At 36.5% G+C, this 23,587-nt stretch carries 21 protein-coding genes, 1 riboswitch and 2 other annotated features; of the genes, 13 read left to right on the top strand and 8 right to left on the bottom strand.

Going from position 1 to position 23,587, the window contains the following annotated elements; all coding sequences use genetic code 11:
- Positions 1 to 24 precede the first annotated feature (24 nt).
- Positions 25 to 894: a LysR family transcriptional regulator gene (locus HZF24_RS12795; RefSeq protein WP_179238727.1), complete on the top strand. Its 870-nt coding sequence runs from the start codon at positions 25 to 27 to the stop codon at positions 892 to 894.
- Between the two features lie 10 nt (positions 895 to 904).
- On the opposite strand, the gene HZF24_RS12790 is transcribed toward HZF24_RS12795, so the two are convergent.
- Complete coding sequence (locus HZF24_RS12790) at positions 905 to 1,426, bottom strand: YgjV family protein (RefSeq protein ID WP_179238726.1); 522 nt, start codon at positions 1,424 to 1,426, stop codon at positions 905 to 907.
- 170 nt (positions 1,427 to 1,596) lie between these two features.
- Positions 1,597 to 1,816 (top strand) — a binding site (T-box leader).
- Between the two features lie 132 nt (positions 1,817 to 1,948).
- On the opposite strand from HZF24_RS12790, the gene aspS reads away from it, so the two are divergent.
- From aspS to HZF24_RS12775, 3 genes are all read left to right on the top strand, one after another.
- Complete coding sequence (gene aspS, locus HZF24_RS12785) at positions 1,949 to 3,235, top strand: aspartate--tRNA(Asn) ligase (RefSeq protein WP_179238725.1); 1,287 nt, start codon at positions 1,949 to 1,951, stop codon at positions 3,233 to 3,235.
- A gap of 60 nt (positions 3,236 to 3,295) precedes the next feature.
- Positions 3,296 to 3,504: a binding site (T-box leader), on the top strand.
- Between the two features lie 96 nt (positions 3,505 to 3,600).
- A complete protein-coding gene (locus tag HZF24_RS12780; RefSeq protein WP_179238724.1) occupies positions 3,601 to 6,249 on the top strand; it encodes a valine--tRNA ligase in 2,649 nt (882 codons plus the stop codon).
- A gap of 98 nt (positions 6,250 to 6,347) precedes the next feature.
- Positions 6,348 to 7,364, top strand: coding sequence for an alpha-hydroxy-acid oxidizing protein (locus HZF24_RS12775; protein ID WP_179238723.1), 1,017 nt, complete (start codon positions 6,348 to 6,350; stop codon positions 7,362 to 7,364).
- A 134-nt stretch (positions 7,365 to 7,498) separates the two neighbouring features.
- Here HZF24_RS12775 and HZF24_RS12770 read toward each other — a convergent pair whose 3' ends face one another.
- Both HZF24_RS12770 and dpsA read right to left on the bottom strand, forming a co-directional pair.
- The gene (locus tag HZF24_RS12770) at positions 7,499 to 8,086 is read right to left on the bottom strand and encodes a dipicolinate synthase subunit B (protein WP_179238722.1); all 588 of its coding nucleotides are present in this window, start codon (positions 8,084 to 8,086) and stop codon (positions 7,499 to 7,501) included.
- Positions 8,087 to 8,109: 23 nt separating this feature from the next.
- A complete protein-coding gene (dpsA, locus tag HZF24_RS12765; RefSeq protein ID WP_179238721.1) occupies positions 8,110 to 8,955 on the bottom strand; it encodes a dipicolinate synthase subunit DpsA in 846 nt (281 codons plus the stop codon).
- Between the two features lie 207 nt (positions 8,956 to 9,162).
- On the opposite strand from dpsA, the gene HZF24_RS12760 reads away from it, so the two are divergent.
- Entirely contained in the window at positions 9,163 to 10,806 is a 1,644-nt protein-coding gene (locus HZF24_RS12760) for a SulP family inorganic anion transporter (RefSeq protein WP_179238720.1), read from the top strand.
- Positions 10,807 to 10,913: 107 nt separating this feature from the next.
- Here HZF24_RS12760 and HZF24_RS12755 read toward each other — a convergent pair whose 3' ends face one another.
- Positions 10,914 to 11,066 carry a hypothetical protein gene (locus HZF24_RS12755; RefSeq protein WP_179238719.1) on the bottom strand — a complete coding sequence of 51 codons (153 nt, stop codon included), beginning with the start codon at positions 11,064 to 11,066 and terminating at the stop codon, positions 10,914 to 10,916.
- 307 nt (positions 11,067 to 11,373) lie between these two features.
- Positions 11,374 to 11,475: riboswitch (purine riboswitch) on the top strand.
- 272 nt (positions 11,476 to 11,747) lie between these two features.
- On the opposite strand from HZF24_RS12755, the gene HZF24_RS12750 reads away from it, so the two are divergent.
- On the top strand, positions 11,748 to 13,052 hold the full coding sequence (locus HZF24_RS12750; protein ID WP_179238718.1) for an NCS2 family permease: 1,305 nt from the start codon (positions 11,748 to 11,750) through the stop codon (positions 13,050 to 13,052).
- 109 nt (positions 13,053 to 13,161) lie between these two features.
- Here HZF24_RS12750 and HZF24_RS12745 read toward each other — a convergent pair whose 3' ends face one another.
- The 4 genes from HZF24_RS12745 to HZF24_RS12730 form a co-directional block, all read right to left on the bottom strand.
- A complete protein-coding gene (locus tag HZF24_RS12745) occupies positions 13,162 to 14,325 on the bottom strand; it encodes an ABC transporter permease (protein ID WP_179238717.1) in 1,164 nt (387 codons plus the stop codon).
- Between the two features lie 13 nt (positions 14,326 to 14,338).
- Positions 14,339 to 15,013, bottom strand: coding sequence for an ABC transporter ATP-binding protein (locus HZF24_RS12740; RefSeq protein ID WP_179238716.1), 675 nt, complete (start codon positions 15,011 to 15,013; stop codon positions 14,339 to 14,341).
- The gene (locus tag HZF24_RS12735) at positions 15,010 to 16,602 is read right to left on the bottom strand and encodes an efflux RND transporter periplasmic adaptor subunit (RefSeq protein ID WP_179238715.1); all 1,593 of its coding nucleotides are present in this window, start codon (positions 16,600 to 16,602) and stop codon (positions 15,010 to 15,012) included. Before HZF24_RS12735 ends, HZF24_RS12740 begins: the two co-directional genes overlap by 4 nt.
- 109 nt (positions 16,603 to 16,711) lie before the next feature.
- Entirely contained in the window at positions 16,712 to 17,473 is a 762-nt protein-coding gene (locus HZF24_RS12730) for a CAP domain-containing protein (protein ID WP_179238714.1), read from the bottom strand.
- Between the two features lie 610 nt (positions 17,474 to 18,083).
- Between HZF24_RS12730 and tyrS the strand changes: the two genes are divergently transcribed.
- The 7 genes from tyrS (at position 18,084) to HZF24_RS12695 (ending at position 23,410) form a co-directional block, all read left to right on the top strand.
- On the top strand, positions 18,084 to 19,316 hold the full coding sequence (gene tyrS, locus HZF24_RS12725) for a tyrosine--tRNA ligase (RefSeq protein ID WP_179238713.1): 1,233 nt from the start codon (positions 18,084 to 18,086) through the stop codon (positions 19,314 to 19,316).
- A 223-nt stretch (positions 19,317 to 19,539) separates the two neighbouring features.
- Positions 19,540 to 20,250, top strand: coding sequence for a LytR/AlgR family response regulator transcription factor (locus HZF24_RS12720; protein ID WP_179238712.1), 711 nt, complete (start codon positions 19,540 to 19,542; stop codon positions 20,248 to 20,250).
- Positions 20,247 to 21,521, top strand: a complete 1,275-nt coding sequence (locus HZF24_RS12715; protein ID WP_179238711.1) for a sensor histidine kinase — start codon at positions 20,247 to 20,249, stop codon at positions 21,519 to 21,521. Before HZF24_RS12720 ends, HZF24_RS12715 begins: the two co-directional genes overlap by 4 nt.
- Before the next feature lie 158 nt (positions 21,522 to 21,679).
- Positions 21,680 to 21,823 (top strand): cyclic lactone autoinducer peptide, encoded by a 144-nt coding sequence (locus HZF24_RS12710; RefSeq protein WP_179238710.1) that lies wholly within the window; start codon positions 21,680 to 21,682, stop codon positions 21,821 to 21,823.
- 2 nt (positions 21,824 to 21,825) lie between these two features.
- The gene (locus HZF24_RS12705) at positions 21,826 to 22,392 is read left to right on the top strand and encodes an accessory gene regulator ArgB-like protein (RefSeq protein ID WP_179238709.1); all 567 of its coding nucleotides are present in this window, start codon (positions 21,826 to 21,828) and stop codon (positions 22,390 to 22,392) included.
- 34 nt (positions 22,393 to 22,426) lie between these two features.
- A complete protein-coding gene (locus tag HZF24_RS12700; RefSeq protein WP_179238708.1) occupies positions 22,427 to 23,083 on the top strand; it encodes a hypothetical protein in 657 nt (218 codons plus the stop codon).
- 108 nt (positions 23,084 to 23,191) lie between these two features.
- A complete protein-coding gene (locus tag HZF24_RS12695; RefSeq protein ID WP_179238707.1) occupies positions 23,192 to 23,410 on the top strand; it encodes a hypothetical protein in 219 nt (72 codons plus the stop codon).
- Positions 23,411 to 23,587 lie beyond the last annotated feature (177 nt).

The raw sequence follows: 23,587 nt of genomic DNA, 5'->3' as shown, positions 1-23,587 counted from the left end.
AAATCGGATACAAAGAGGTTTGGTATGAGTATACAAAAATATATGGCATTTATCAAAGCTGTAGAATACGGCAGTTTTACGAAAGCTGCTGAAGTATTGAACTATACACAGTCCGGTATTAGTCGTATGATTAATGATTTAGAAACAGAATGGAGAGTATTGCTTCTTGAAAGAGGACGCGGCGGTGTCAGTCTGACCTCAGATGGACTAAGGTTATTACCTCAGTTAAAAAGAATTTGTAATGAGCATGAAATTTTATTGACACAAATCGAAGAGCTGCACGGAATTCAAACAGGGATAATTCGCATAGGAACATTTTCAAGTGTAGCAACTCATTGGCTTCCTAATATGATTAAGATTTTTCAGGAAACTTATCCTAAAATCAATTTTGAGCTTTTACTTGGAGATTATACCGAAATTGAAAGCTGGATTTCAGAGGGACGTGTCGACTTTGGCTTTTTGCGGCTTCCTACAAAACCGGAGCTTGAAACGATTTTTTTGGAGCAGGATCGTTTGCTGGTTGTGATCCCGCAGGATCATCCCCTTGTAGATTGCGATGCTTTCCCGATTGATGAACTATCGAACAGCCCGTTTATGCTTTTAGAAAAAGGTGCCAAAGCGGAAATTTCGGAAATATTTGAGAAACATAATATTATACCGCAGGTTCATTTTACGACATGGGATGATTATGCTATTATGTCCATGATTGAAAACGGTCTGGGAATCAGTATATTACCTGAATTAATACTGAAGCGGATACCGTATAAAATTATAGCAAAAGAGCTTGAAGTTCCTGCTTTCAGAAATATTGGGATAGCCATGAGAGATAAAAAACTTCTTTCCCTTTCGGTAAAGAAGTTTTTGGAATATTTGCAATACAGAAAGAGAGAATAAGTCAGATAAATTAATTATCATGGTCTAAAGCTTTAACTCCGTATCTTATAAATGAAATAATCACAGACATTAAAAGTAACACTTCACAGAATATACCTGCGTAAGAACGTACGTGAATATCATAAATCAGCCACGCAGGAGAATTTATAAACAAATTTGCCATTCTCACATTTTTTCCGTTTCTTGTCCATGATGAAACAGCCATTGCAATCATTCCGATAGCAGGCAATAAGCTGAATACATCATTCCATGTCAGAATGACTATAATCAAATGAAGACCTATGAACAACCAGAGCCAATATTTATTTCTTGTCCATTGATGTTTGGAATTAAGCAAGACAAAATTTCTGAGCATACTTACTATTATATTCATGCTTCCCGATATAGCACCCAACATGAAAAAGTGAAGCGTGTATACGATGTTGGAAAGCATCTGCATCAAAAATAATTTTTTATTGTCCTTGCACTGATATGAAAGAAACATTATGCCTGTACCGATAAATCCGACAGTCTGTGCAATAATCTGATACATATTTACTCCTGATGATAACGTTGTTTAATTTTAATATATTAACATCAAAAATACAAAAATACAATTTAAATTTTACATCACTTGCCGCAGTGTCAATAAAAGGGAAAAATACGCTCCAAAATACGCGTTGACAAATCTGAACTACCATGCTATTGTAGTATCATCATATTAATTACACTGAGATGGGAAGAGTAGGTATCTGGAGCTCTGCAGCGAGTCGGGGACGGTGGAAGCCTGATGAGATGAATTATACCGAAAGACCTCCCGGAGTTGATTTTCTGAAAGCATGGCAAGTAGGGAAATCCGGATTTCTCCGTTACAGGAAATAAAGAGAACTATTTGTTCAGAAATAGTTAAAAAGAATGGTACCGTGGGCAGCTCACTTCTTAAAATGAAGTGAGCTTTTATTATTCTATCGTTGTTTTTTGATTATTTTTGGCATGTGGTTAATAAGAGTGGTACCGCGGTCATCGCCTCTTGCATAGGGGCGATTTTTTTTATTATAAAATAGGAGGGTGTTTTATGAAAAGAATATTAATAAGTGAAACAAAAAAATTTACAGGAAATGAAGTCATAATAAAAGGATGGCTCCACAGGATAAGGAGCATGGGTAAAATTGCGTTTCTGCTGGTCAGGGACAGAAGCGGGATAATCCAATGCGTGGTGGATACGAGGGATATTGAAATAAAAGGGTTGAAGCTTGAAAGTGTTGTTGAAGTAAGAGGAACGGCAATAAAAAACGAGTCAGTTAAAGATGGTGTTGAAATACAGGTACATGCACTGAATGTCATATCCCCTGCCGAAGATTTACCCATAGAAATCAATAAGGAATCCCTTGAGTTAAATCTGGATGTGCTTTTAAACAACAGAGTGCTCAGTATGAGAAATCCGAAAATAAACGCAATATTTAGAATTCAGGCAGCGCTGGCACAGGGATTTTCGCAGTATCTGACACAACAGGGATTTACACAGATATTTACGCCGAAAATTGTAGCCGAGGGAACCGAAGGCGGAACAAATCTTTTCACCGTGGACTACTTTGATAAAAAAGCATACCTCGCTCAAAGTCCGCAATTTTACAAACAGATGATGGTTGGAGCAGGATATGAGAGAGTATTTGAAACAGGACACGTATACAGAGCGGAAAGTCACGACACAAAGAGGCATCTCAACGAATATGTCAGTCTTGATCTTGAGATGGGATTCATCGAGGACGAGTACGAGATAATGGAGCTTGAAACCGAGCTGCTGCGATTTATGATTACAAATCTTACTCAGATATGCAGGACAGAGCTTGAGCTTTTAGATGCTCATATACCTGTTGTTCCTATGGAAATCCCAAAATTAAAATTGACTGAGGCGATACAGATTTTAAAAACACAATACGGCAAGAATAATATTGATGGAGATTTAGACCCCGAGGGCGAAGCTCTTATATCCGGATACGTAAAGGAAAAATACAATTCTGATTTTGTTTTTCTGACACATTATTCCCAGTCAAAAAGACCCATGTACACCATGCCTGCTGGAGAATACGAAACACACAGCTTTGACCTGCTGTTCAGAGGTCTTGAAATAACAACGGGAGGGCAGAGGATACATCAATGTGAAAAACTAAAGAGCAATATGCTTAAGCATGGTCTTAATCCAAATAATTTTGAAGGATACATGTCCGTATTCAGACATGGCATGCCTCCACATGGTGGTCTGGCAATAGGTCTCGAAAGAATAACCGCTATGCTCCTCGGTCTGGAAAATGTCAGAGAAGCATCAACCTTCCCGAGAGACAGAAACAGGCTTGCTCCGTAATTAATAATAAAAACCTGTTGACAAAGCTTTAAAGATTTAATATCATGATATGTAATTAAATAATTTGCGATGAAAAAGAGGAGTAGGTGCTTAAAACTTACAGAGATTGAAGATCATGGGTTGAGAATCTTCATAAGTCAATTTGTATCGAAGGTAGCTTTTGAGCATTTAATCTGAAGCAGCAGTAAGATTAAACGGTTGAAGCCGTTATATAAATTAAGAGCCGGAAACGGAAATTAGGTGGTACCGCGGGTTTTCTCGTCCTTTGTGATGAGAAAGCCCTTTTTTCATGACCTAACCCAATTTTGGGAGAAATAGCATAAGCTTAATTATTTACATTTAAAATATAGAGAGGAATGATATGTATGAACAATATACCAAGTAAGTATAATCCAAAAGAATTTGAAGAAAAAATCTACAGTGCTTGGATGGAAGAAAATTGCTTTAAAGCCGAAATCAATAAGGATAAGAAGCCGTTCACTATAGTGATGCCGCCTCCAAATATTACAGGTCAGCTTCATATGGGGCATGCGTTGGATATGACACTTCAGGATGTTCTGACAAGATGGAAGAGGATGGAGGGCTTTGAAGCTCTGTGGCTGCCGGGCTCGGACCATGCAAGTATTGCCACAGAGGTTAAGGTGGTTGAAAAACTGAAAAAAGAAGAAGGAAAAACTAAAGAAGAAATAGGCAGGGATGAGTTCTTAAAAAGAGCATGGAAGTGGAAGGAAGAATACGGCGGAAAAATAGTTGAACAGGTGAAGAAATTAGGTAACTCATGTGATTGGTCAAGAGAAAGATTTACGATGGATGAGGGCTGCAATGAGGCAGTTATCGAGTTTTTCATATCATTGTACAACAAAGGACTTATTTATAAAGGAAATAGAATTATAAACTGGTGTCCTGATTGTCATACCACACTTTCGGATGCCGAGGTTGAATACGAGGACACACCGGGTAAATATTACTATGTAAAATATCCGTTCGTTGATAATCCGGATGAGTTTTTTATAATTGCAACAACGAGACCTGAAACAATATTCGGTGATGTTGCCATAGCCGCACATCCTGAAGACGAAAGATACAAACATTTAATAGGCAGAAAAGTTATAGTTCCGTTGGTAGGAAGAGAAATTCCTATAATAGGCGATGAATATCCTGACATGACTAAGGGAACAGGAGCTTTGAAAATAACTCCGTGCCACGACCCTAATGACTTTGAAATCGGTTTGAGACACAATTTAGAGCAATTAAACTGTATGAACGAAGACGGAACCATGAACGAAGTTGCAGGAAAATATAACGGTATGGATCGTTACGAATGTAGAAAACAATTTGTTAAGGACCTTGAAGAAAATGGATTTATGTTAAGGACAGAGGATACTGATCACAATGTAGGAACGTGCTACCGCTGTCACAATATTATAGAACCTAGAGTATCAGACCAATGGTTCGTTAAGATGGATCCTTTGGCAAAGCCTGCTCTTCAGGCAAACAAGGATAAAAAGGTTGAATTTGTTCCGGAACGCTTTACAAAGATATATACCCATTGGCTTGAAAACATAAGAGACTGGTGTATTTCAAGACAATTGTGGTGGGGTCACAGAATACCTGCATACTATTGTCAGGAATGCGGAGAGATAATGGTTGCAAAAGAAGCTCCCCCAAAATGTACCAAATGTAACAGTACAAATATAAAACAGGACGAAGATGTTCTTGATACATGGTTTTCTTCGGGGCTATGGCCGTTCTCAACCTTGGGCTGGCCTCATGAAACGGAGGATTTAAAATACTTTTATCCGACAGATGTATTGGTAACAGGATATGATATAATATTCTTCTGGGTTGTACGTATGGTATTCTCAGCCTTGGAAGCGACAGGTGAATCGCCGTTTAAGCATGTATTTATACACGGCTTGGTGAGAGATGCCGAAGGAAGAAAAATGAGCAAGTCCTTAGGAAACGGTATTGATCCTCTTGAAGTGATAGATCAGTTCGGCGCAGATGCTCTCAGATTCATGCTTATGACCGGAATATCCCCCGGAAACGATACGAGGTTCAATAATGACAAACTGGAATCAAGCCGTAACTTTGCCAATAAGCTGTGGAATGCGTCAAGATTTGTTCTTATGAATATTGACGGTGATTTAATAGATGAAGCTGCAGCCGAAAGCAACTATAAAACAGAAGATAAGTGGATTATTTCAAGAGCAAATAAGGCAGCTAAGGAAGTAACGGAAAATCTGGATAAATTTGAATTGGGTATGGCTGCTCAAAGAGTTTATGATTTCATATGGAACGAATACTGCGATTGGTACATTGAAATTGTTAAACCGAGATTATACGGTGAAGAAGGCTTAGATAAGGACACTGCAAGATTTGTATTAATAAAAGTGTTAAAGAATATGCTTAAATTGCTTCATCCGTTCATGCCGTTCATTACAGAAGAAATCTGGTCATATTTACCGAATGTTGATAACAGATTGGTTAAAGAGCAATGGCCGTTCTACAATGAAGGTGAAAACTTTGAAAAAGCGGAAAGCACCATGGAATTTATTATGGAAGCAGTGAGAAGCATACGTAACATCAGAGCAGAAATGAATGTTGTGCCTTCGAGAAAAGCAAGAGCAATATTTGTTCCTTCTAAAGAAGGTATTAAAGAATATATTGAGTCAAGTGCTTTACATTTTGCAACTTTGGCTAATATTACGGAAATCAAGGTAGTAAGTGATAAATCAATGATAGGTGAAGATACTGCATCGTCCGTAATTGACGGAACAGAAATATATCTGCCTCTTTCTGATTTAATTGACTATAAAAAAGAAATAGAGCGCCTTGAAAAAGAAAAAACAAAACTTCAAGGTGAGCTTGACAGGGTAAATAATAAGCTTAACAATGAAAAATTCATGAGTAAAGCACCTGAAAATGTAGTTGCGGAAGAAAAAGAAAAATTGGCTAAATACCAATCGATGATGGATAAGGTAGCAGAAAGATTAGAGCAATTAAATAAATAAAGTGTTTGAAAGGCATTTTGGGGACGGACCTTTTTGTGGCTGCCCGCAGCCACAAAAAGGTCCGTCCCCAAAATGCCCAAATGCTGTAGGAGGAAGATATGAACTATAATGAAGTTTTACAAAATGCAAAAGAAAAGATGGCACCTAACTGCAGAGTATGTAAGGAATGCAACGGAATAGTGTGCAAGGGAGAAATCCCGGGAACAGGAGGAAAAGGAAACGGCAATGCTTTTAAGATTTGTGTCGATTTTCTGTCGTCAGTAAAAATAAAATTAGATACTATTTATCAAAATGAGGGACAAGATACATCAATATCATTGTTCGGCAAGGATTTCAAATATCCGTTTTTCGTAGCACCAATTGGCGGCATGAACTTAAATTACAATGGAGCAATTACAGAGTCGGAATATATAGATGCAGTTGTAAATGGTTCTTTAAAGGCGGGTACTGCTGCGTTTACAGGTGATGGGGCAAATGACAGCTTTTTTCTTGACAGCCTGCCATACATTAAAGCAGCAAATGGAGTTGCTGTCCCTACAATAAAGCCGTGGAAAAACGACAAAGCATTAGAAAAAATAAAGATGCTTGAAGAAGCAGGTGCTATGGCCTTTGCAATGGATATAGATTCAGCAGGTTTAGTAAACCTTGCTTTAGCAGGAAAACCGGTTTCTGCAAAAAGCGTTGAAGAGTTATCTGAATTAGCATCATCCACTAAAGTACCATTCATAGTTAAGGGTGTTATGACTAAGGAAGGTGCATTGAAAGCATTAGAAGCAGGTGCTTACGGTATAGTTGTTTCCTCCCATGGCGGAAGAGTTCTCCAGGATGCTCCCGCAACCTGTGCAATGCTGTCTGAAATCAGAGAAGCAGTTGGGGATAAATTAAAAATATTTGTAGACGGAGGCATCAGATCAGGTGCGGATGTATTTAAAGCAATTGCATTGGGAGCAGATGCGGTGCTGATCGGCAGGACATACGTTATAGCCGCATTTGGCGGAGGAGCAGAAGGTGTGGAACTTTACACGGAAAAAATAGGTGCTGAGCTAAGAGATGTAATGATTATGTCCGGATGCAAAAGCCTAAGTGACATAACGAGAGATAAAATAATACTATAAATCAGGCTGCTGAAAAAGTCCCCCTGCGTCGTTGCCATTCAGCCGGTCAATCCTCACGTATGTCTAATACGCTGCGGTTGCCCGGCTTCCGGCGCCTTGCAGGATGAACTTTTTCAACAGCCTGAGGGTTGTTATTATTGCGGCAGTATAATGACCGGCTGGATTTGTTTTCCTTCAAGCGCCTTTTCAATGGTCGGTATCATTTGGTCAACATCAGCAACCATGGAGTTAGGTTTGGACCTATAGTTATCTTGACCAAAGGGAACAAAAAATATATTTTTAGTATTGTAAAGTGTACCTATGTTTTTAAAGTTCATGCTTAGTGCATCGTTTGTTGAAACAGAAATAACAACAGGTTTATTGTTTCTGAGATGCGCTTTTGCAGCCATCAGTACAGGAGTGTCGGTAATTGCATTGGCTAATTTTGCAATGGTGTTTCCCGTAGCAGGTGCAATTATAAAAATGTCGAATAAATTTTTAGGACCAACCGGTTCGGCATCTACAATTGTTGTAATGGGCTCGTTTCCGGTTAATTGATATACAAGCTTAAGGAAATCTTCTGCTTCACAAAATCTTGTGTCACAAGATTTTGCATTGTCAGAAAATACGGTAGATACATTTGCCTCAAGCTCTTTTAACTTTGTAATCGGAGGAATTATTTTATCAAAAGTACAAAATGATCCGGTAATTCCGATTCCTATATTTTTACCTGATAAAATCATAATAATCCTACTTTCTTTCATATTTATTTCAATAAGGGCAATATTTCATTAAATAAAATTTCAGCGGATGCCAAAGGAGCATACTTTCCCGGTATTCCTAAACATAAATGTGCATTGATGTTCAGCTCTTTAGCAGCTGCGTAGTCAATCCCTCCCGGTAAAGAAGCGATATCTATAATTGTTATTTTTGGTGATAGAGTCGATAAAAGTTCTTTCGTCAGTACTATAAAGGGTATTGTATTGAAAATATAATCAAATTTGGATATTTTACTTTTAAGCTCATCAAGCTCTAATATATCACAGCCGTTGACAAAAGCTTCGGTTAACGCAATTTTACTTCTTGCACCTACTGTTACGTCTACATTAAGAGCGTTCAGTTTAGATGCGATTACCTTTCCCGTCTTACCGTATCCAAGTACCAATCCTCTGCTTCCATGGAGGTTGCCTAAGCTTTTCGTCACCGCCTCAGCAATTGCACCTTCAGCAGTTGCAATAGCATTGAACATTGCAATTTCCTCGACTTTCATTAAATCAAGATAAGGAATATTGTTTTTATTGCAGATTTCTATAGCTTCTTTAATAATGTTTCCGCCTATTAAGCAATGAGTTGATTTGAGATGAAGTAAGAATTCTTCAAAAGTGAGTTTATTTTCATTCTGAATATGGTCCGTAATATGCTTTTTATCCTTTGAAAATGGAATTGGTGTTATGATTAATTTGCTGAAATTCATAGCATAGCTTATATCATCTGTAGTATTTAAATTAAATTCTTTACTGTTTATTAATCGATATGTTATTACATTAAATCCGTTTTCATACAGCAGATTAGCCAAATATGTCTGCCTTAAATCCCCACCTATAAAACACACATCAAATTGGATAATATCGTCCTCCTTTTTTACACAATATGTCTTATTTTATGATTGGGTTATTAAAAAGTTACATAATTAGAGCATAATGCAAATGTTTGCATAAAATCATTGAAATTTAAGCGATTCTTGTGCTTTTCATGTTGCTTTAACTATCTACCTGTGATATGATTCACAATATGATTACTTGATATATTGGAGCAAAAAATGATAAAACAATATTTTCAGGATTTAAATCTTGAATTCAAAAATTATGATTTAAAAAAATTTACTCTTGATGCTATGGCAGGGCTGACAGTTACAGCTGTTGCATTACCACTTGCCCTCGCATTTGGTGTAAGCAGTGGAGCGGGTGCACCATCAGGTATTATTTCCGCAATAGTTGCGGGTCTGATTATGGGAGTACTTGCGGGAGCTTCCTATCAGGTTTCCGGTCCCACAGGCACAATGATTGCAATTTTGGCTACTGTTTATGCTACGCATGGCACAGAAGGAATTTTGATTACAGGATTTTTATCAGGAATATTGCTGCTGATTGTATCGATATTTCGTTTTGGCAAATTGGTTTCATTTATACCTGCTCCTGTTATAACCGGTTTTACATCAGGCATTGCAATTATTATTGCTTTGGGTCAGATTGATAATTTCTTCGGAACAGTTTCATATGGAAAAACAAATGTCGAAAAACTTTTATCTTATGCGGAGCTTGGTTTTAAGCCCAACATGTATGCGGTGCTTATAGGCTTATTGGTAATGGCAATAATGATTTTCTGGCCAAAAAAATGGAATGCAAAAATACCTTCTTCCCTGGCAGGATTGATTATTATTTTAGCTGTTAACCGTATTGCCGACCTTCCGGTTATGCTGGTTGGCGAGATACCAAGTACAATCTTTCTAGAAAGCAGATTGTCTTTAGGCAGCATATCTATAGGAAAGGTATTAAGCTTGATAAGTCCTGCGTTAAGCATAGCCGTACTGTGCATGATTGAAAGCTTGTTGTGCGGGGCATCTGCAGGAAAAATCAAAAATCAACCGCTTAACGCAGATAGAGAATTAATTGCTCAAGGAGTAGGAAATATATTGATACCTTTTTTGGGTGGTATTCCTGCTTCGGCTGTGCTTGCAAGGACAAGTATAGCATTAAAGTCCGGAGGTCAGACACGTATAGTTTCAATAGTGCAATCCTTAGGTTTATTGTTTTCAATGCTTTTTTTAGGTAAGTTTATTTCAAGAATACCCATGTCAGCCTTGGCAAGTGTTTTAATAATAACTGCATGGCGAATGAATGAATGGAATGAAATAAAATTTATTTTCGGCAAAAGATTTGGAAGAGCTATTATTGAATTTACAATTACAATGGCAGCCACGGTATTGTTTGATCTTACAATAGCAATATTGATGGGTGTGTTTTTGGGGATGATGATGTTTATCATAAAGGATAATGAACTCAGAATTGATGTCAGTCCCGTTGATCTAAAAAGGATAAAGGGTCATGAGTTTTCAATGGATCACATGAATACAAAGATAATTTATTTAACCGGACCGCTGTTTTTTATTACGAGAGAAAAGCTTAAATCACTCGTTGCTCATGCAGAAGATACAGAAAATATAATTATATCAATGAGAGCCGTTACTACCATCGATGAATCTGCAGTGAGTGAATTCAAAGAAATTGTCAGTAAAATTTTAAAAAATAATACCAACGTACTATTTTGCGGAATTCAACCTTCAGTAAAAGAAATGCTCGATCGTTCCGGTCTGACGGAACTGGTTGGAAATGATTTATTCTTTTGGGATGCAATTGAAGCGTTAAAAAATCTTGAAATTATAGAGATAGCAGCAGAAAAATAATTAGAATCACCCTAAAATGTGAAAATAAAAACGGAAGATAAGCATATGCATCTCTTCCGTTTTATTGAGTATAGTATTTACTATCCATAACAACACCTTCGTATTTTTTAATCTTCTTCTTTTCTTAATCCACGTTCATGTAATTCACATTCTTTTTGGCTGCATTTACTGTCAACATTATATATACATGTGATAGTTCCACATTTTCTAAAGGTCATTTTTGCAACTACATCTTTAATATCTTTCACGCCTGTATTCATAATATTACCTCCTTAAATTACTTATAGCCTATTATAACATTAATTATGCAATTTGTAAAGAATAAAATGCAAAAAAATTAAAAAAAATTATAAATTGGCTATAGGAAACATTTGCTTTTGCAACTTTACTGTTATAAAATTCATTAATGTAAAGTCAGGGTTTGGGAAATAATGCAAGAAATGCAGACAGACATTCAAAATATTTGGATAGAAAATTAATTCGCATTCCTAACACTTGCGGAATTTGTCAATAAAAAATATTTATTGCCAATTCTTTTGTTTTAATATATAATACCTTTGCGAACAAAAAACTAAATATTAGCGCATCAATATAATGTGGAAGATATGGTTCCTGAGTTTCTACCAAACGACCGTAAATTGTTTGACTATTGATAAGTTGTTTACTATGTATGATGCGAATGTTCTATTCGCTTTTTTTAGTTCCCTGCTTATACCCTAATCCGATTTGTAAATAGGTATGGGTACACACCTCTAAAGTATAGATAGTATTTGTAGATTGCTTTAGAGAAATGTATCCGATTACAAGAGCGCAGTTCAATGGCGATAGTTCAAAGCAAGAAAGAAATCGGTGATAGATTAAGCATAAAAAGCATATTTTACATGCATATGCAAACAATAGCAATAATTAGTTTAATAACATATTAAAAATCAGGAGGAGCAATGGAAAAGTTTTTTAAGCTTAAAGAACACAATACAGATGTAAAGACGGAGGTTTTAGCAGGTATTACTACATTTATGACAATGGCATATATTTTAGTAGTTAATCCGGGAATGTTAAATTCAACAGGCATGGATTTAGGCGGAGTATTTACAGCAACTGCCTTATCATCAATGATAGCAACGTTAGTAATGGCTATATATGCTAAATATCCATTTGCATTGGCACCTGGTATGGGACTAAATGCATTCTTTGCTTTCTCGGTGGTATTAGGACCCATGGGTAAAACATGGCAATTTGCGTTAACTGCTGTTCTTATTGAAGGAATTATCTTTGTATTATTATCCGTTGTAAAAGCAAGAGAAGCAATATTTGAATCAATCCCACTAAATTTAAAAAATGCTGTTTCGGTTGGAATAGGCTTATTTATAGCATTTATAGGTTTGTCCGGTGCCGGGATAGTTAAAACAGGAGACGGAACAATCGTAGCCTTAGGAGAATTAACATCAGGTGCTCCGCTTTTGGCAGTTATAGGAATTATTATAACGGGATTTTTATTAGCAAGAAATATTAAAGGTGCATTATTACTGGGTATAGTTTTAACAACAATTATCGGTATTCCAATGGGTGTTACAGTATTGCCGGAGAATTTTGGTACAATAGTCAGTTTACCCCCATCAGTTAAGGATGTTGCATTTAAGTTTGTTGGATTTAATGAAATATTCTCTTTTGAAATGTTAATTACGGTGTTTACATTCCTATTCGTTGATATATTTGATACGGTTGGTACTTTGGCAGGAGTTGCAACAAAAGCTGATATGTTAGATGAAAATGGCAAACTACCGAGAGTTGGAGCTGCATTGATGGCAGACTCTATTGGTACAATTGCAGGTGCATGTCTTGGAACAAGTACTGTTACAACTTATGTTGAAAGTGCATCAGGTGTTGCAGAGGGTGGCAGAACAGGCTTAACTTCATTGACAACTGCAATTATGTTTGGAATAGCTTTATTCTTCGCACCATTATTTACATTAGTCCCAACGGCTGCAACAGCGCCGGCTTTAGTAATTGTAGGACTGTTCATGATGAGCCCTATTACAAAAATTAATTTTGATGATTATACAGAAGCTATTCCAGCTTTCTTAACTATAGTAATAATGCCGTTTGCGTATAGTATTGCTGAGGGTATTGTATTTGGTATGATATCATATGTAGTTCTTAAAGCTATGTCGGGCAGGTACAAAGAAATATCTCCTGTTATGTTGGTTTTATCACTTCTGTTTGTTTTAAGATTCATATTTATGTAATAAAAAATTCATATTATGACGGGAAAAAAGACAAAAGATAGAGGGATGCTTCGCACTGTCCATTCGGACAGGTGAAGCATCCCTCTGTTGTTTTTTCCTCTGTCTTTTTTTATTCGTATCTTAATGCATCTACGGGCTTTAATTTGGAAGCCTTGTTTGCGGGATACAATCCGAAGAAAACTCCCACTGCCAGAGAAAATATAAATGCACCTAAAATAACAGGTATGTTTATGGAGTAGGTTATGCCCATCATATTGCTGACTGCATATGAAGCAGCTACCCCCAAGGATGCACCGATTACACCTCCTACACCGCTCATGACGGATGACTCTATTAAAAATTGAATCAATATGTTTGCTCTGCCGGCGCCAATGGCTTTCCTTATACCTATTTCTCTTGTTCTTTCTGTTACGGTCACAAGCATTATATTCATAATTCCTATGCCACCAACTAACAGTGAAATTCCTGCAATACCTCCCAGCATGGCTGTCATCATCCCGGTTACCTCGCCTATGGTTTCAAGCATTTCATCCTGGCTGAAAACCATGTATGATTCATCATCACCGAAATAATCCAGAAGATAATTCTCTATATTTGTCTTTGCAGACGTAGATTCTTCAGAAGAATTGGCTTGTATCGTTATTGAATTTATTGTCTTTGTGTTGTCCTGTCTCATCAGTGATGTTATTGGCACTATGACGATTGCATTGCTGTCACCCATTATTGAGCTTCCCTTGCTTTGCAGCACGCCCACAACAGTATATTTTTCTCCGTTAATGGATATGTCCTTGTCAATCGGATTGTCTCTGCCAAACAAATCCTCTGCCGTAGTCACCCCTATTACCGCAACCTTGTTTCGATAATCAACATCAACAGGATTTATTGCTCTCCCGGAGCCTATTTCATAATTGTTGATATCCATATAATTTTCATTGCCGCCTGTTATGCCTACATTAACTGTTTCCAGATCGTATTTGACCATCGCATTGGATGAATAAACAGGGGTTACACTTTTAACTCCTTCAAGCTTTTCAAATTCTCTCACATCTCTGTAATCAAAGGACGCCCTCCTGCCAAATATGTTAACACTTATAATGTTTGACCCCATGCTTGATATACTTTCCGTAACTCCGGAGGTTGCTCCCTGTCCTATGGAAATCAGTACAACTACAGCAAAAACACCTATTATTATCCCGAGCATTGTAAGAAATGTTCTCATTTTATTGGAAAAAATAGATTGAAAGGCCATTTTAGTAACACTTTTTATATTCATAATCGTTTCCTTTCTAAGCTATACTGTTGTTAACAAGCATACCGTCTTTAATTATAATTGTTCTTTTGGCCTCCATGGCTATTTCATTGTCATGGGTGATAAGCACAATGGTCTTGCCTTCCTTGCTGAGCTGTTTAATCAGGGTCATAACGTCGCTTCCCGATTTGGAATCAAGGTTACCTGTGGGCTCATCTGCAAGAAGTACAGGAGGATCTCCTGCCAGAGCCCTTGCAATGGCAACACGCTGTTGTTGTCCTCCTGAAAGCTCCGTAGGCTTGTGATTCATCCTGTCTTCCAATCCCACCTTTGTCAGTGCATCTATGCTTCTTTGCCTTCTTTCCTTGTGAGTCATACCTCTGTATATCAACGGGAGCTCCACATTTTCCAATGCGGACAATTTAGGAAGAAGGTTAAATTTCTGAAATATAAAACCTATCTTCTGATTCCTTATTTTAGACAGCTGCTTTTCATTGTAGGTGCTTATTTCCTTTCCGTCCAGATAGTACTCGCCGGTTGTAGGAGTATCAAGGCATCCTATCATGTTCATCAGAGTGGATTTTCCGGAGCCCGAAGGACCTACTATGGCTAAAAATTCACCTTCATCTACATGTAATGATATACCTCTTAAAACCTCCACCTGTACCGAGCCCATGTCATATGTCTTGGTAATTTTTTTTAAATCTATCATTGTCTCGGACCTTCCTGTCTGATAACTGCATTACCACCGCCTGCAGGCATCATCATCATGCCTCCGGGCATCATGTCAGGGGATTGAGACGCACGGTAAACAATAACATCGCCTTCATTGAGTCCGGATAATATTTCTACCTTCTTTTTTGTGGCAAGTCCTAATTCCACCTTGACATCTGTCTTGTTTCCTGCCGCATCCTTTACTGTAACTACGTAGTCACCGTTTAATCTGTTCACGGCATCTATGGGGATGATCAATACATTTTCCTTGCTGTCAGCCAGTATTTCAACATCCACATTCATACCTGACATGAGAGATTTTCTGTCGTCTAACTTGATTGTTACATCATAGGTTGTTACGCCGCTTTGTGTATTTCCCTCCATTGATATTTTAGAGACCTTGCCTGTAAACTTTTCGTTGGGATAAACATCACAGGTGATATTTGCAGGCTGGTCAAGCTTTATTTTGTTGATATCAAGCTCATCAACAGATATTTTTACCTCCATGCTGTCAAGATCGGCAACAGTCATCAATGCAGTTGTTCTGTCAACAACCTCATCCTCAGATACGTCTATTTTCAAAATAGTTCCCTTCATAGGTGAAAATATGGTATCACCTTCAACCAGATCCTCAATCTGTGAGTTGTATTTTTCTATTGCATTTTGTTTTTCCGCAATCTGCAGGCTTATGTCATCACCCTCTATGGTGGCTATTACATCTCCCTTGTTGACATATTTTCCGTTTTCCACATTTACAGTCTTGATTTTACCGCTTACCTTGGAAGTAACTTTTTCTTCCTTAACATCGATTATTTCACCTGTACTCATTCCCTGATAGCTGCCCTGTGCATTGGATACTGTAATCTGAGCCAGATCTCCCACACTGTATCCGCCCGGATTGCTCATCTTAACAGTTACCAAGTATCCGAATGTGCCACCACCCATTTGTACGGGAGTACTGTCTTTTTCAACAACGGTTCCTGTTTCGGTAGAGAAATATTTGGTCATAAAGATTGAAACGCTGTCGGATATGGATATATTATCAAATTGCTCCTTGGTAAAGTACACCTCAATGTATGAATTGTCCGTATCCTTAATGCTGGCTATATCATAATTTGCACTTATCTGATTACCATTTTCGATGCTTAAGCCGGATATAACACCTGAAACAGGAGCATAAATATTTAATTCGCCCTGATTGCTATATAAATCGTTCAATTCCCGTTTTGCTTTTTCAATATTCAGCTTTATGCTGTTGATTTCCGTCTGGCTGCCGCTTGATGTTTCAGATTTCAATGAGGTGAGAATCTGATCCTTTTCAATCTGATCCCCCTCAGTTACATAAATGCTTTCAACCGTTCCGTTAATTTCAGATTTTATAATCCTCTTGTCGGTGGGATTAACATTACCGCTTTCCGATACTGAAACGGATATGTCGTCCCTGGCAACGGTATATTCAGTTTCACTGCTGAAATTCATGCCCGGTGCATTTGCCAGAGAGCTTTTCCTCATACTATTGATGCCTGCAACAGCAATAACTAATACTATAACAATAATTGCTGCAATTACTTTCTTTTTGTTCTTCATAGGGTATCCCTTTCTTTATTTAATAATTGTCAAGTACTAATATAGCATCCAAATCTTAAAGTTATCAAAAAACAAGGCACATTTTTGTACCTTGTTTAATGGTGTCATCTTAGTTAGCAAATACTTGTGTCCAGTATGGTGTGCCGTTTGAATTAGTTACATATCCAACACCGATTCTGCCAAAGTTTGATGATAATATATTAGCTCTGTGTCCGGGTGAGTTCATCCATGCAGTTACAACTGCTTCAGGAGTTCTTTGACCGGATGCAATATTTTCACCCCATGCATTCCATTTGATACCAAATTTAGTAAGCATGTCTCCTGCACTTCCGTATGTAGGTGATTGATGTGCAAAGTAATTATTTACAGCCATATCCTTTGATTTAGTTCTTGCAACGTTTGAAATAGCTGAATCAATTTTAAGTGCCGGTAATCCTGCTTTTTGTCTTTCTACATTTACAAGCTCCACAACCTGCTGCTCGAAGCTTTGATTAGATGAAGAAACTGTTTTATCTTCTTCTTTAGGTGCAGGTGCTTCCGGTGCAGGTGTTTCCTGAATTGGTGCTTTTGGAGTTTCAACAGGTTTTTCAGGTGTCGGATTAGTTATATCCGGTTTTTTAACCTCAGGTTGTTTAACTTCTGATTTCTTTTCGCTAAGTAGTGTTTTCCAATCAATTGAATTTATGTCCACCGCTTTTCCATTTACTTTTACTTTGTACTGTGTGTTTGTTTTAGCATAATTACCGATAAAATTACTCAACTTGTCGTTGATATCGTTGTAATTAACTGTTGTGCAATCTGCAGCAAATGCCGGTGCTGATGATAAAGCTAATGTTGCTGCTAATGTTAATGCTATTACTTTATTTTTCATAATGTTACTCCTTTTCAAGCTTTTGATTTTTTTGGAAGCAGGGTACCCCTTACTTCTTACGAAACTACATAACTTGCCAATGAGTTTCTTCATGTTGGTATTATAGCACTGAAAAATAAGCAATTAAACGTACAAAAAATTCTTTCAATGGCAAATGTGACATTATTATTACACAATAATGTAATTAGAAAAAAATTTTACAATTATATTACAGATACAAGGTGAAAGTACATAATTGCTTAAGGAAATGTTAATTAGATTGGAATTGATTGTATGATGAGTCAATATTTACTCCGTTAAAATTTAAATTATCTTGACAATATTTTAAATTTATATTATCATTTCATCTATATAACATATAATATCATAACGTTGAAGGAACAAAGTAACAGTTTGGTTACAAAACAAGAGAGTGAATCGGTTGGTGAAAGATTCTCAGAACAAAGTGTGAAATACGCTTCCGGAGTTACTATGGGAAACCGTAGCGGGTAGACCGACCGATAAATCGGAACAAGGCAAATTATTGCGAATTAAGGTGGTACCACGGGTTATCTCGTCCTTTCAGGACAGATAACCCTTTTAATTTGGAAAAAAGTTTCAGGAGGAATTTATGGAAAAGAGAAATGTTTTTGATGTATTGAAAGAGAGAGGTTATATAGAACAATGTACTCATGAAGAAGAAATAAGAGATTTGTTAGGTAAGGAATCAGTTACATTTTATATTGGATTTGACCCAACTGCCGACAGTCTGCATATAGGGCACTATATACAAATAATGGTTATGTCCATAATGCAGCAGCACGGACACAAGCCCATAGCGCTGCTTGGAGACGGAACAACCATGATAGGGGACCCCAGTGACAGAACAGGCATGCGTTCGGTTATGACCTTTGAGACTATAACACAGAATGCCGAAAACTTTAAAAAGATATTTGAAAAATTCTTGGATTTTTCAGACGGAAAAGCAATCATGCCGAGAAACTCAGAGTGGCTTTTACCCTTGAATTATCTTGAGTTTATGAGAGACGTAGGTGTACACTTTTCAGTTAATAAAATGCTTGCGGCTGACTGCTACAAGAACAGGATGGAGCAAGGACTTACATTCTTTGAATTCGGCTACATGCTGATGCAGTCATATGATTTTTACGTATTGAATCAAAAATATAACTGTAAAATGCAGTTCGGCGGCAATGACCAATGGTCTAACATCATAGGCGGTATCGAATTAACGAGAAAGAAATCCGGAGAACAGGTATACGGTATGACTTTCTCACTGCTCACAAACAGTGAAGGCAAGAAAATGGGCAAGACCGAAAAGGGAGCCCTATGGTTAGACAGAAACAAGACTACACCCTATGAATTCTACCAATACTGGAGAAATATCGACGATGCCGATGTTGAAAAATGCCTTGCACTGTTAACATTCATACCTATGGATGAAGTCAGAAGACTTGGAGCACTTGAAGGAGCCGAAATCAATAAAGCAAAAGAGATACTTGCATACGAAGTTACAAAGCTCATCCACTCCGAAGAAGATGCAGTCAAAGCACAAGAAGCAGCAAGAGCACTGTTTGGCGGAAGTGCTGATTCTGAGAACATCCCTGCAACAGATCTTACGGCTGATGAACTTGGAGACGGGATGACGGTAATAGACCTAATGATAAAAGCAAATCTCATCAAGACGAAGAGTGAGGGAAGAAGATTAATCGAACAATCGGGAGTATCGGTTAATGACAATATAGTTGATGATATAGCTGCAACAGTTTCAAAATCAGATTTTGAAGACGGAAAGCTGATGATTAAAAAAGGTAAAAAAACATACCATAGGATAAAACTGATTTAACAGCCTATCCTTTATAAGGAGATTCTTGACTAAAGTCCTCGGATGACAATATGTCGTTCCAGGCACAGCGAGGAATCTCCTTTTTTTATTTAAAAATACAAAATTTTCAAGTTATAAAAAAATATTTATTCAGTAAACAATGTGGTATAATAATATAAAGGGTAAAACATTAATATAAAAGATAAAACCTTATGTAATATTATAATATTCAGGGGGTCGTATTATGATGAGAATTGCTGTGTGTGATGATGCAGTTGAAATTTGTTCTGAGATTGAAAATATTATTTTAGATTATGATAAACAATTACCGGTGGATGTATTTTATTCGGGAGAGACTCTTATAAACTATATGAAGGATGGTAATAGATTTGATTTGATTTTTTTGGATATAGAAATCGGTAAAATTAATGGTGTAGAGGTGGGTCGCTTCATAAGAGATGAGCTGAACGACCATATAACAAAAATTGTGTATATTTCATCGAAAAGCAGCTATGACAGGCAGTTGTTTGATGTACAGCCACTGAATTTTCTGTCGAAGCCCTTAGACAGGAAAAAGATAATACAAAATATAAAGCTTGCTGCAACTCTTCTTGAAAAGGAAAACAAGACATTTTCATTTAAGATTGGTAATGAAATACATAGACTGCCAATAAAAGAAATTATCTATTTTGAGAGTGCTGGGAGACAGATAAAGCTGATATCTACAAACGAAGTCTATCATTTTTATGGAAGGATTGATTCGGTGGCTGAACAGCTTTTTGCAAGCAGATTTATCGTGCCACATCGCTCATATATAGTTAATTATGATAATATTAAAATTATTGAAAAAGATTCAATAAAAATGATTAATGGTGATATTATCCCTGTCAGCAGGACAAAAACCAAGAATGTAAAGGAAATGCAAATTAAGTATGAGGAGGATAACATCCTATGAGCTCATATGAAATTACTTATGTAATATCAAGTATTTTTGGAACCTACATTATTTATAAGATGCTTAAGCTGTTTTTTGATGAGCGGCGTACAAGCATAAAAGCAGAGGCTTTCTCCTACATCGCATATTACTTCATTAATTTGCTTATATTTTTTACAGTCAGAAAACCCATTGTGTTACTAATAATAAATATCACGCTTTTCTTTTGCTTGTCACTTAATTACAGAAGCTCTTTAGCGAAGAAAATCATTTTTTCCGTCTTGTCTTTTATAGCATTAATGCTTATAGAGACACTGGTTGTTGCTCTTACAGGATATTTTGCAATACCTGTCTTTGGTTATAGTGAATATGATTCCTCTTTGGGATTGGTTTTGATTCGTATTTTATCCATGCTGCTTGTTACAATTCTTACTAACCTAAAAAATATAAAGAATGATATTCCGGTACCTAATTTTTATTGGTTCAGTACAATTTTTGTTTCCGTAGCATCTCTATATCAGTTTATAAGCTTCTTTACCCATGGCAGTTTTAACAACATTGAAATGATAATACTTATTATTTCGATCTTAGGTATAAATTTTGCCATATTATTTTTATATGACACCTTGTATCTTTCATTCTCAGCTAAGACAGAAAAAATTCTTTTGGAACAGCAAAACAATGCATACGCAATGCAATTGGATATAATGCAGCAGTCACTTGACTCTTTGCAAACAGTTAGGCACGACATAAAGAATCATATGATTGTATTGAAAAATCTTAATTCCGCTGAGGGATACACCAAATTTGACGAGTACGTGGACAAAATTATTTCATCTGTAGATGGAAGGACATTGTATTCAAATTCGGAAAACGTAATAGTGGACAGTATACTAAACTATAAGCTGCAAGCAGTAACAAATATGGATGTTGAATTGCAAGTAGATGTATCCGTACCAAAAAAGCTAAGTATATCATCATACGATATGACAATTATACTCGGCAATCTCACGGACAATGCCATTACTGCATTGAAAAAATGCAGCGGTGAAAATTTCCTATCTGTTAAAATAAGCTATTGTAAAGGAAGTATTTTAATAACCGTTGCTAATACGTATAATGGAGAGGTTAAAGAAAAAAACGGTACATTGCTTACCTCAAAAGAGGATGAAAAAAACCATGGAATAGGGTTAAGAAATGTTGAAGAAGCTGTGAACAGAAATAATGGTCATATGAAAATAAATTACGATGATAAAGAATTTAAAGTAAATATAATACTACCATTGCTATGAATAACGCATATCATCCGCTTCTGTCATTCAGAGGGCTTTAGCCCGAAGAATCTCTTTTTTTGACATTTCATTACAAAAAAACATACATTTCATTACAACAAACGGCACAAATAAAAACATCTGATATAATTAGAAAAAACACGAAAGGGGTAATGCTTATGCAAAAACATGTTATGAAACTAACAAAATATTTAGCGTCTTTTGCATTAATGATTGTAGCTTTGAATGTAAACACGAGCTGTTTATTTGCCGCTCATCAGCCAAAGCTGCCGTCAGGGGCTACTAAGCTTCGTAAATTCTAATTATGTATGGTGTTTGTGAAAAGGCAACGAATCTGATGGTTCAAAATGAGATAATATCCTCAGAAGACAGAGAAATATATGCGTATGGACTTAGGCAGGGCTTTATACTTTTTATCAACATACTCACAACCCTGCTCATAGGATTTGTTTTTAACAAAACTACTGAAACGATAGTCTTTCTTGCTGCATACATACCCCTAAGAATATATACCGGGGGATATCACGCAAGAACACAAATCGGATGCTATGTTTTTTCCATAGTGATGATAATTTCAGTACTTTTGGCAATAGAGTTTATACCATGGACAAACTTTATTTGTATAACAATTTCTATAGTTTCTGCATTGATTATATATATCCTCTCACCGGTGGAAGATATGAATAAACCATTAGATGCTGCCGAGGTAAAAGTGTATGGGAAGAAAGCCAGGATAATACTTGGTTTGGAGTTGGGCGTTTTGGTTTTGTTGATGACTTTTGGAATGAAAAGTGTTGTTGTAAGTATGGTGATGTCATTAGCGGTATTGGATTTTATGTTAGTTTTAGAAATTTTTATAAAAAACAGATAGGAGTAAGTAAAACTATAAAAGGAGATGTGTTTATATGAAAAAACAATTAAAAATTATTTGTAGTTCCATATTGGTAATAATGATGTTATTTGTAAGCATCAATTCTAATATTATTTCAGCAATGGAAAATGAAATTAGTATTGAAAAAATCAATATAGAAGATTACCCAAAAAATTCTAGGGAAAGATTTGTAGCAAGCCTAGCATTAGAAAAAAACATCAGTTATGAAGAGGCTGATAAATTAGAAAAAGAAGAATCGATAGGAATAAATGGTTACGATGAAGAAGTAAGATATAAATCCGTTGATGAAAAGGCTGGAAAGATAACTGGTGGTAGTAATTATAGTCAGGATGTTTACATAGCAACTGAAGTACGATGTGTATGGAATAAAGCAACCAATAAGTTGGTTAATATAGAACATATAGGTGGCCCCGTTTTATATTTGCCAGGAGTATCCTTCAGTAATACAACAATTAGTGGAGGGGACATCGTGATAGAACAATACCCAACTACTGCAAGAATCAGCAGGACAGTTGTTTTTACATATACTATAAGTGGAGTAACTGTAACATTAGGTGGCGATATTTTATCCATAAGCACAGAGGTTGGAAAACACACTATAACAACGCGGGCAAAAACATACGCTATTAACATTAATGAATCTGTTTTACGAAGAAGCCCAAATAGTTAATATAACGCAGATAGTAAGCTATCCCTATGATATTCTGTAGGATGTCATAGGGAGCTTACTTACTGTGATATTATAAAATTATAGTTTATGCAAAGGAGCAATTTGAAAATGGATAAAAAACAGGTAGGCTTAATTGTTTTTTTATTTGGTATTTCGATCTTTTCTTTAGAGTTATTTTTTATTAATATAATGCGAAGCGTCGCAGGTGCATTATCTCCGGTATCTTATTTATTATTTAATGTATTTCCAATGAATATTGGTTTTTTTATTCCTATTATTTTATCTTGTATAGGTATTTTTCTCATGATGTATAATAAACACAAATAATTTAAAGAGATTCATGATGTTTGGACTGTCAAGGGGACGGGGTTACTAAGGGTGTCAAGGGTGTCAAGGGGACGGGGTTACAAGGGTGTCAAGGGGACGGCAGACTGCGCAAAAACACTTACGATATTAAACATAATTATACTACAAAACCATTGATTTTTCAATGATTTTGTAGTA

The sequence above is a fragment of the Sedimentibacter hydroxybenzoicus DSM 7310 genome, assembly GCF_013403245.1.
Lineage (GTDB): Bacteria > Bacillota > Clostridia > Tissierellales > Sedimentibacteraceae > Sedimentibacter > Sedimentibacter hydroxybenzoicus.
This window is presented reverse-complemented; position numbering and strand designations above follow the sequence as displayed.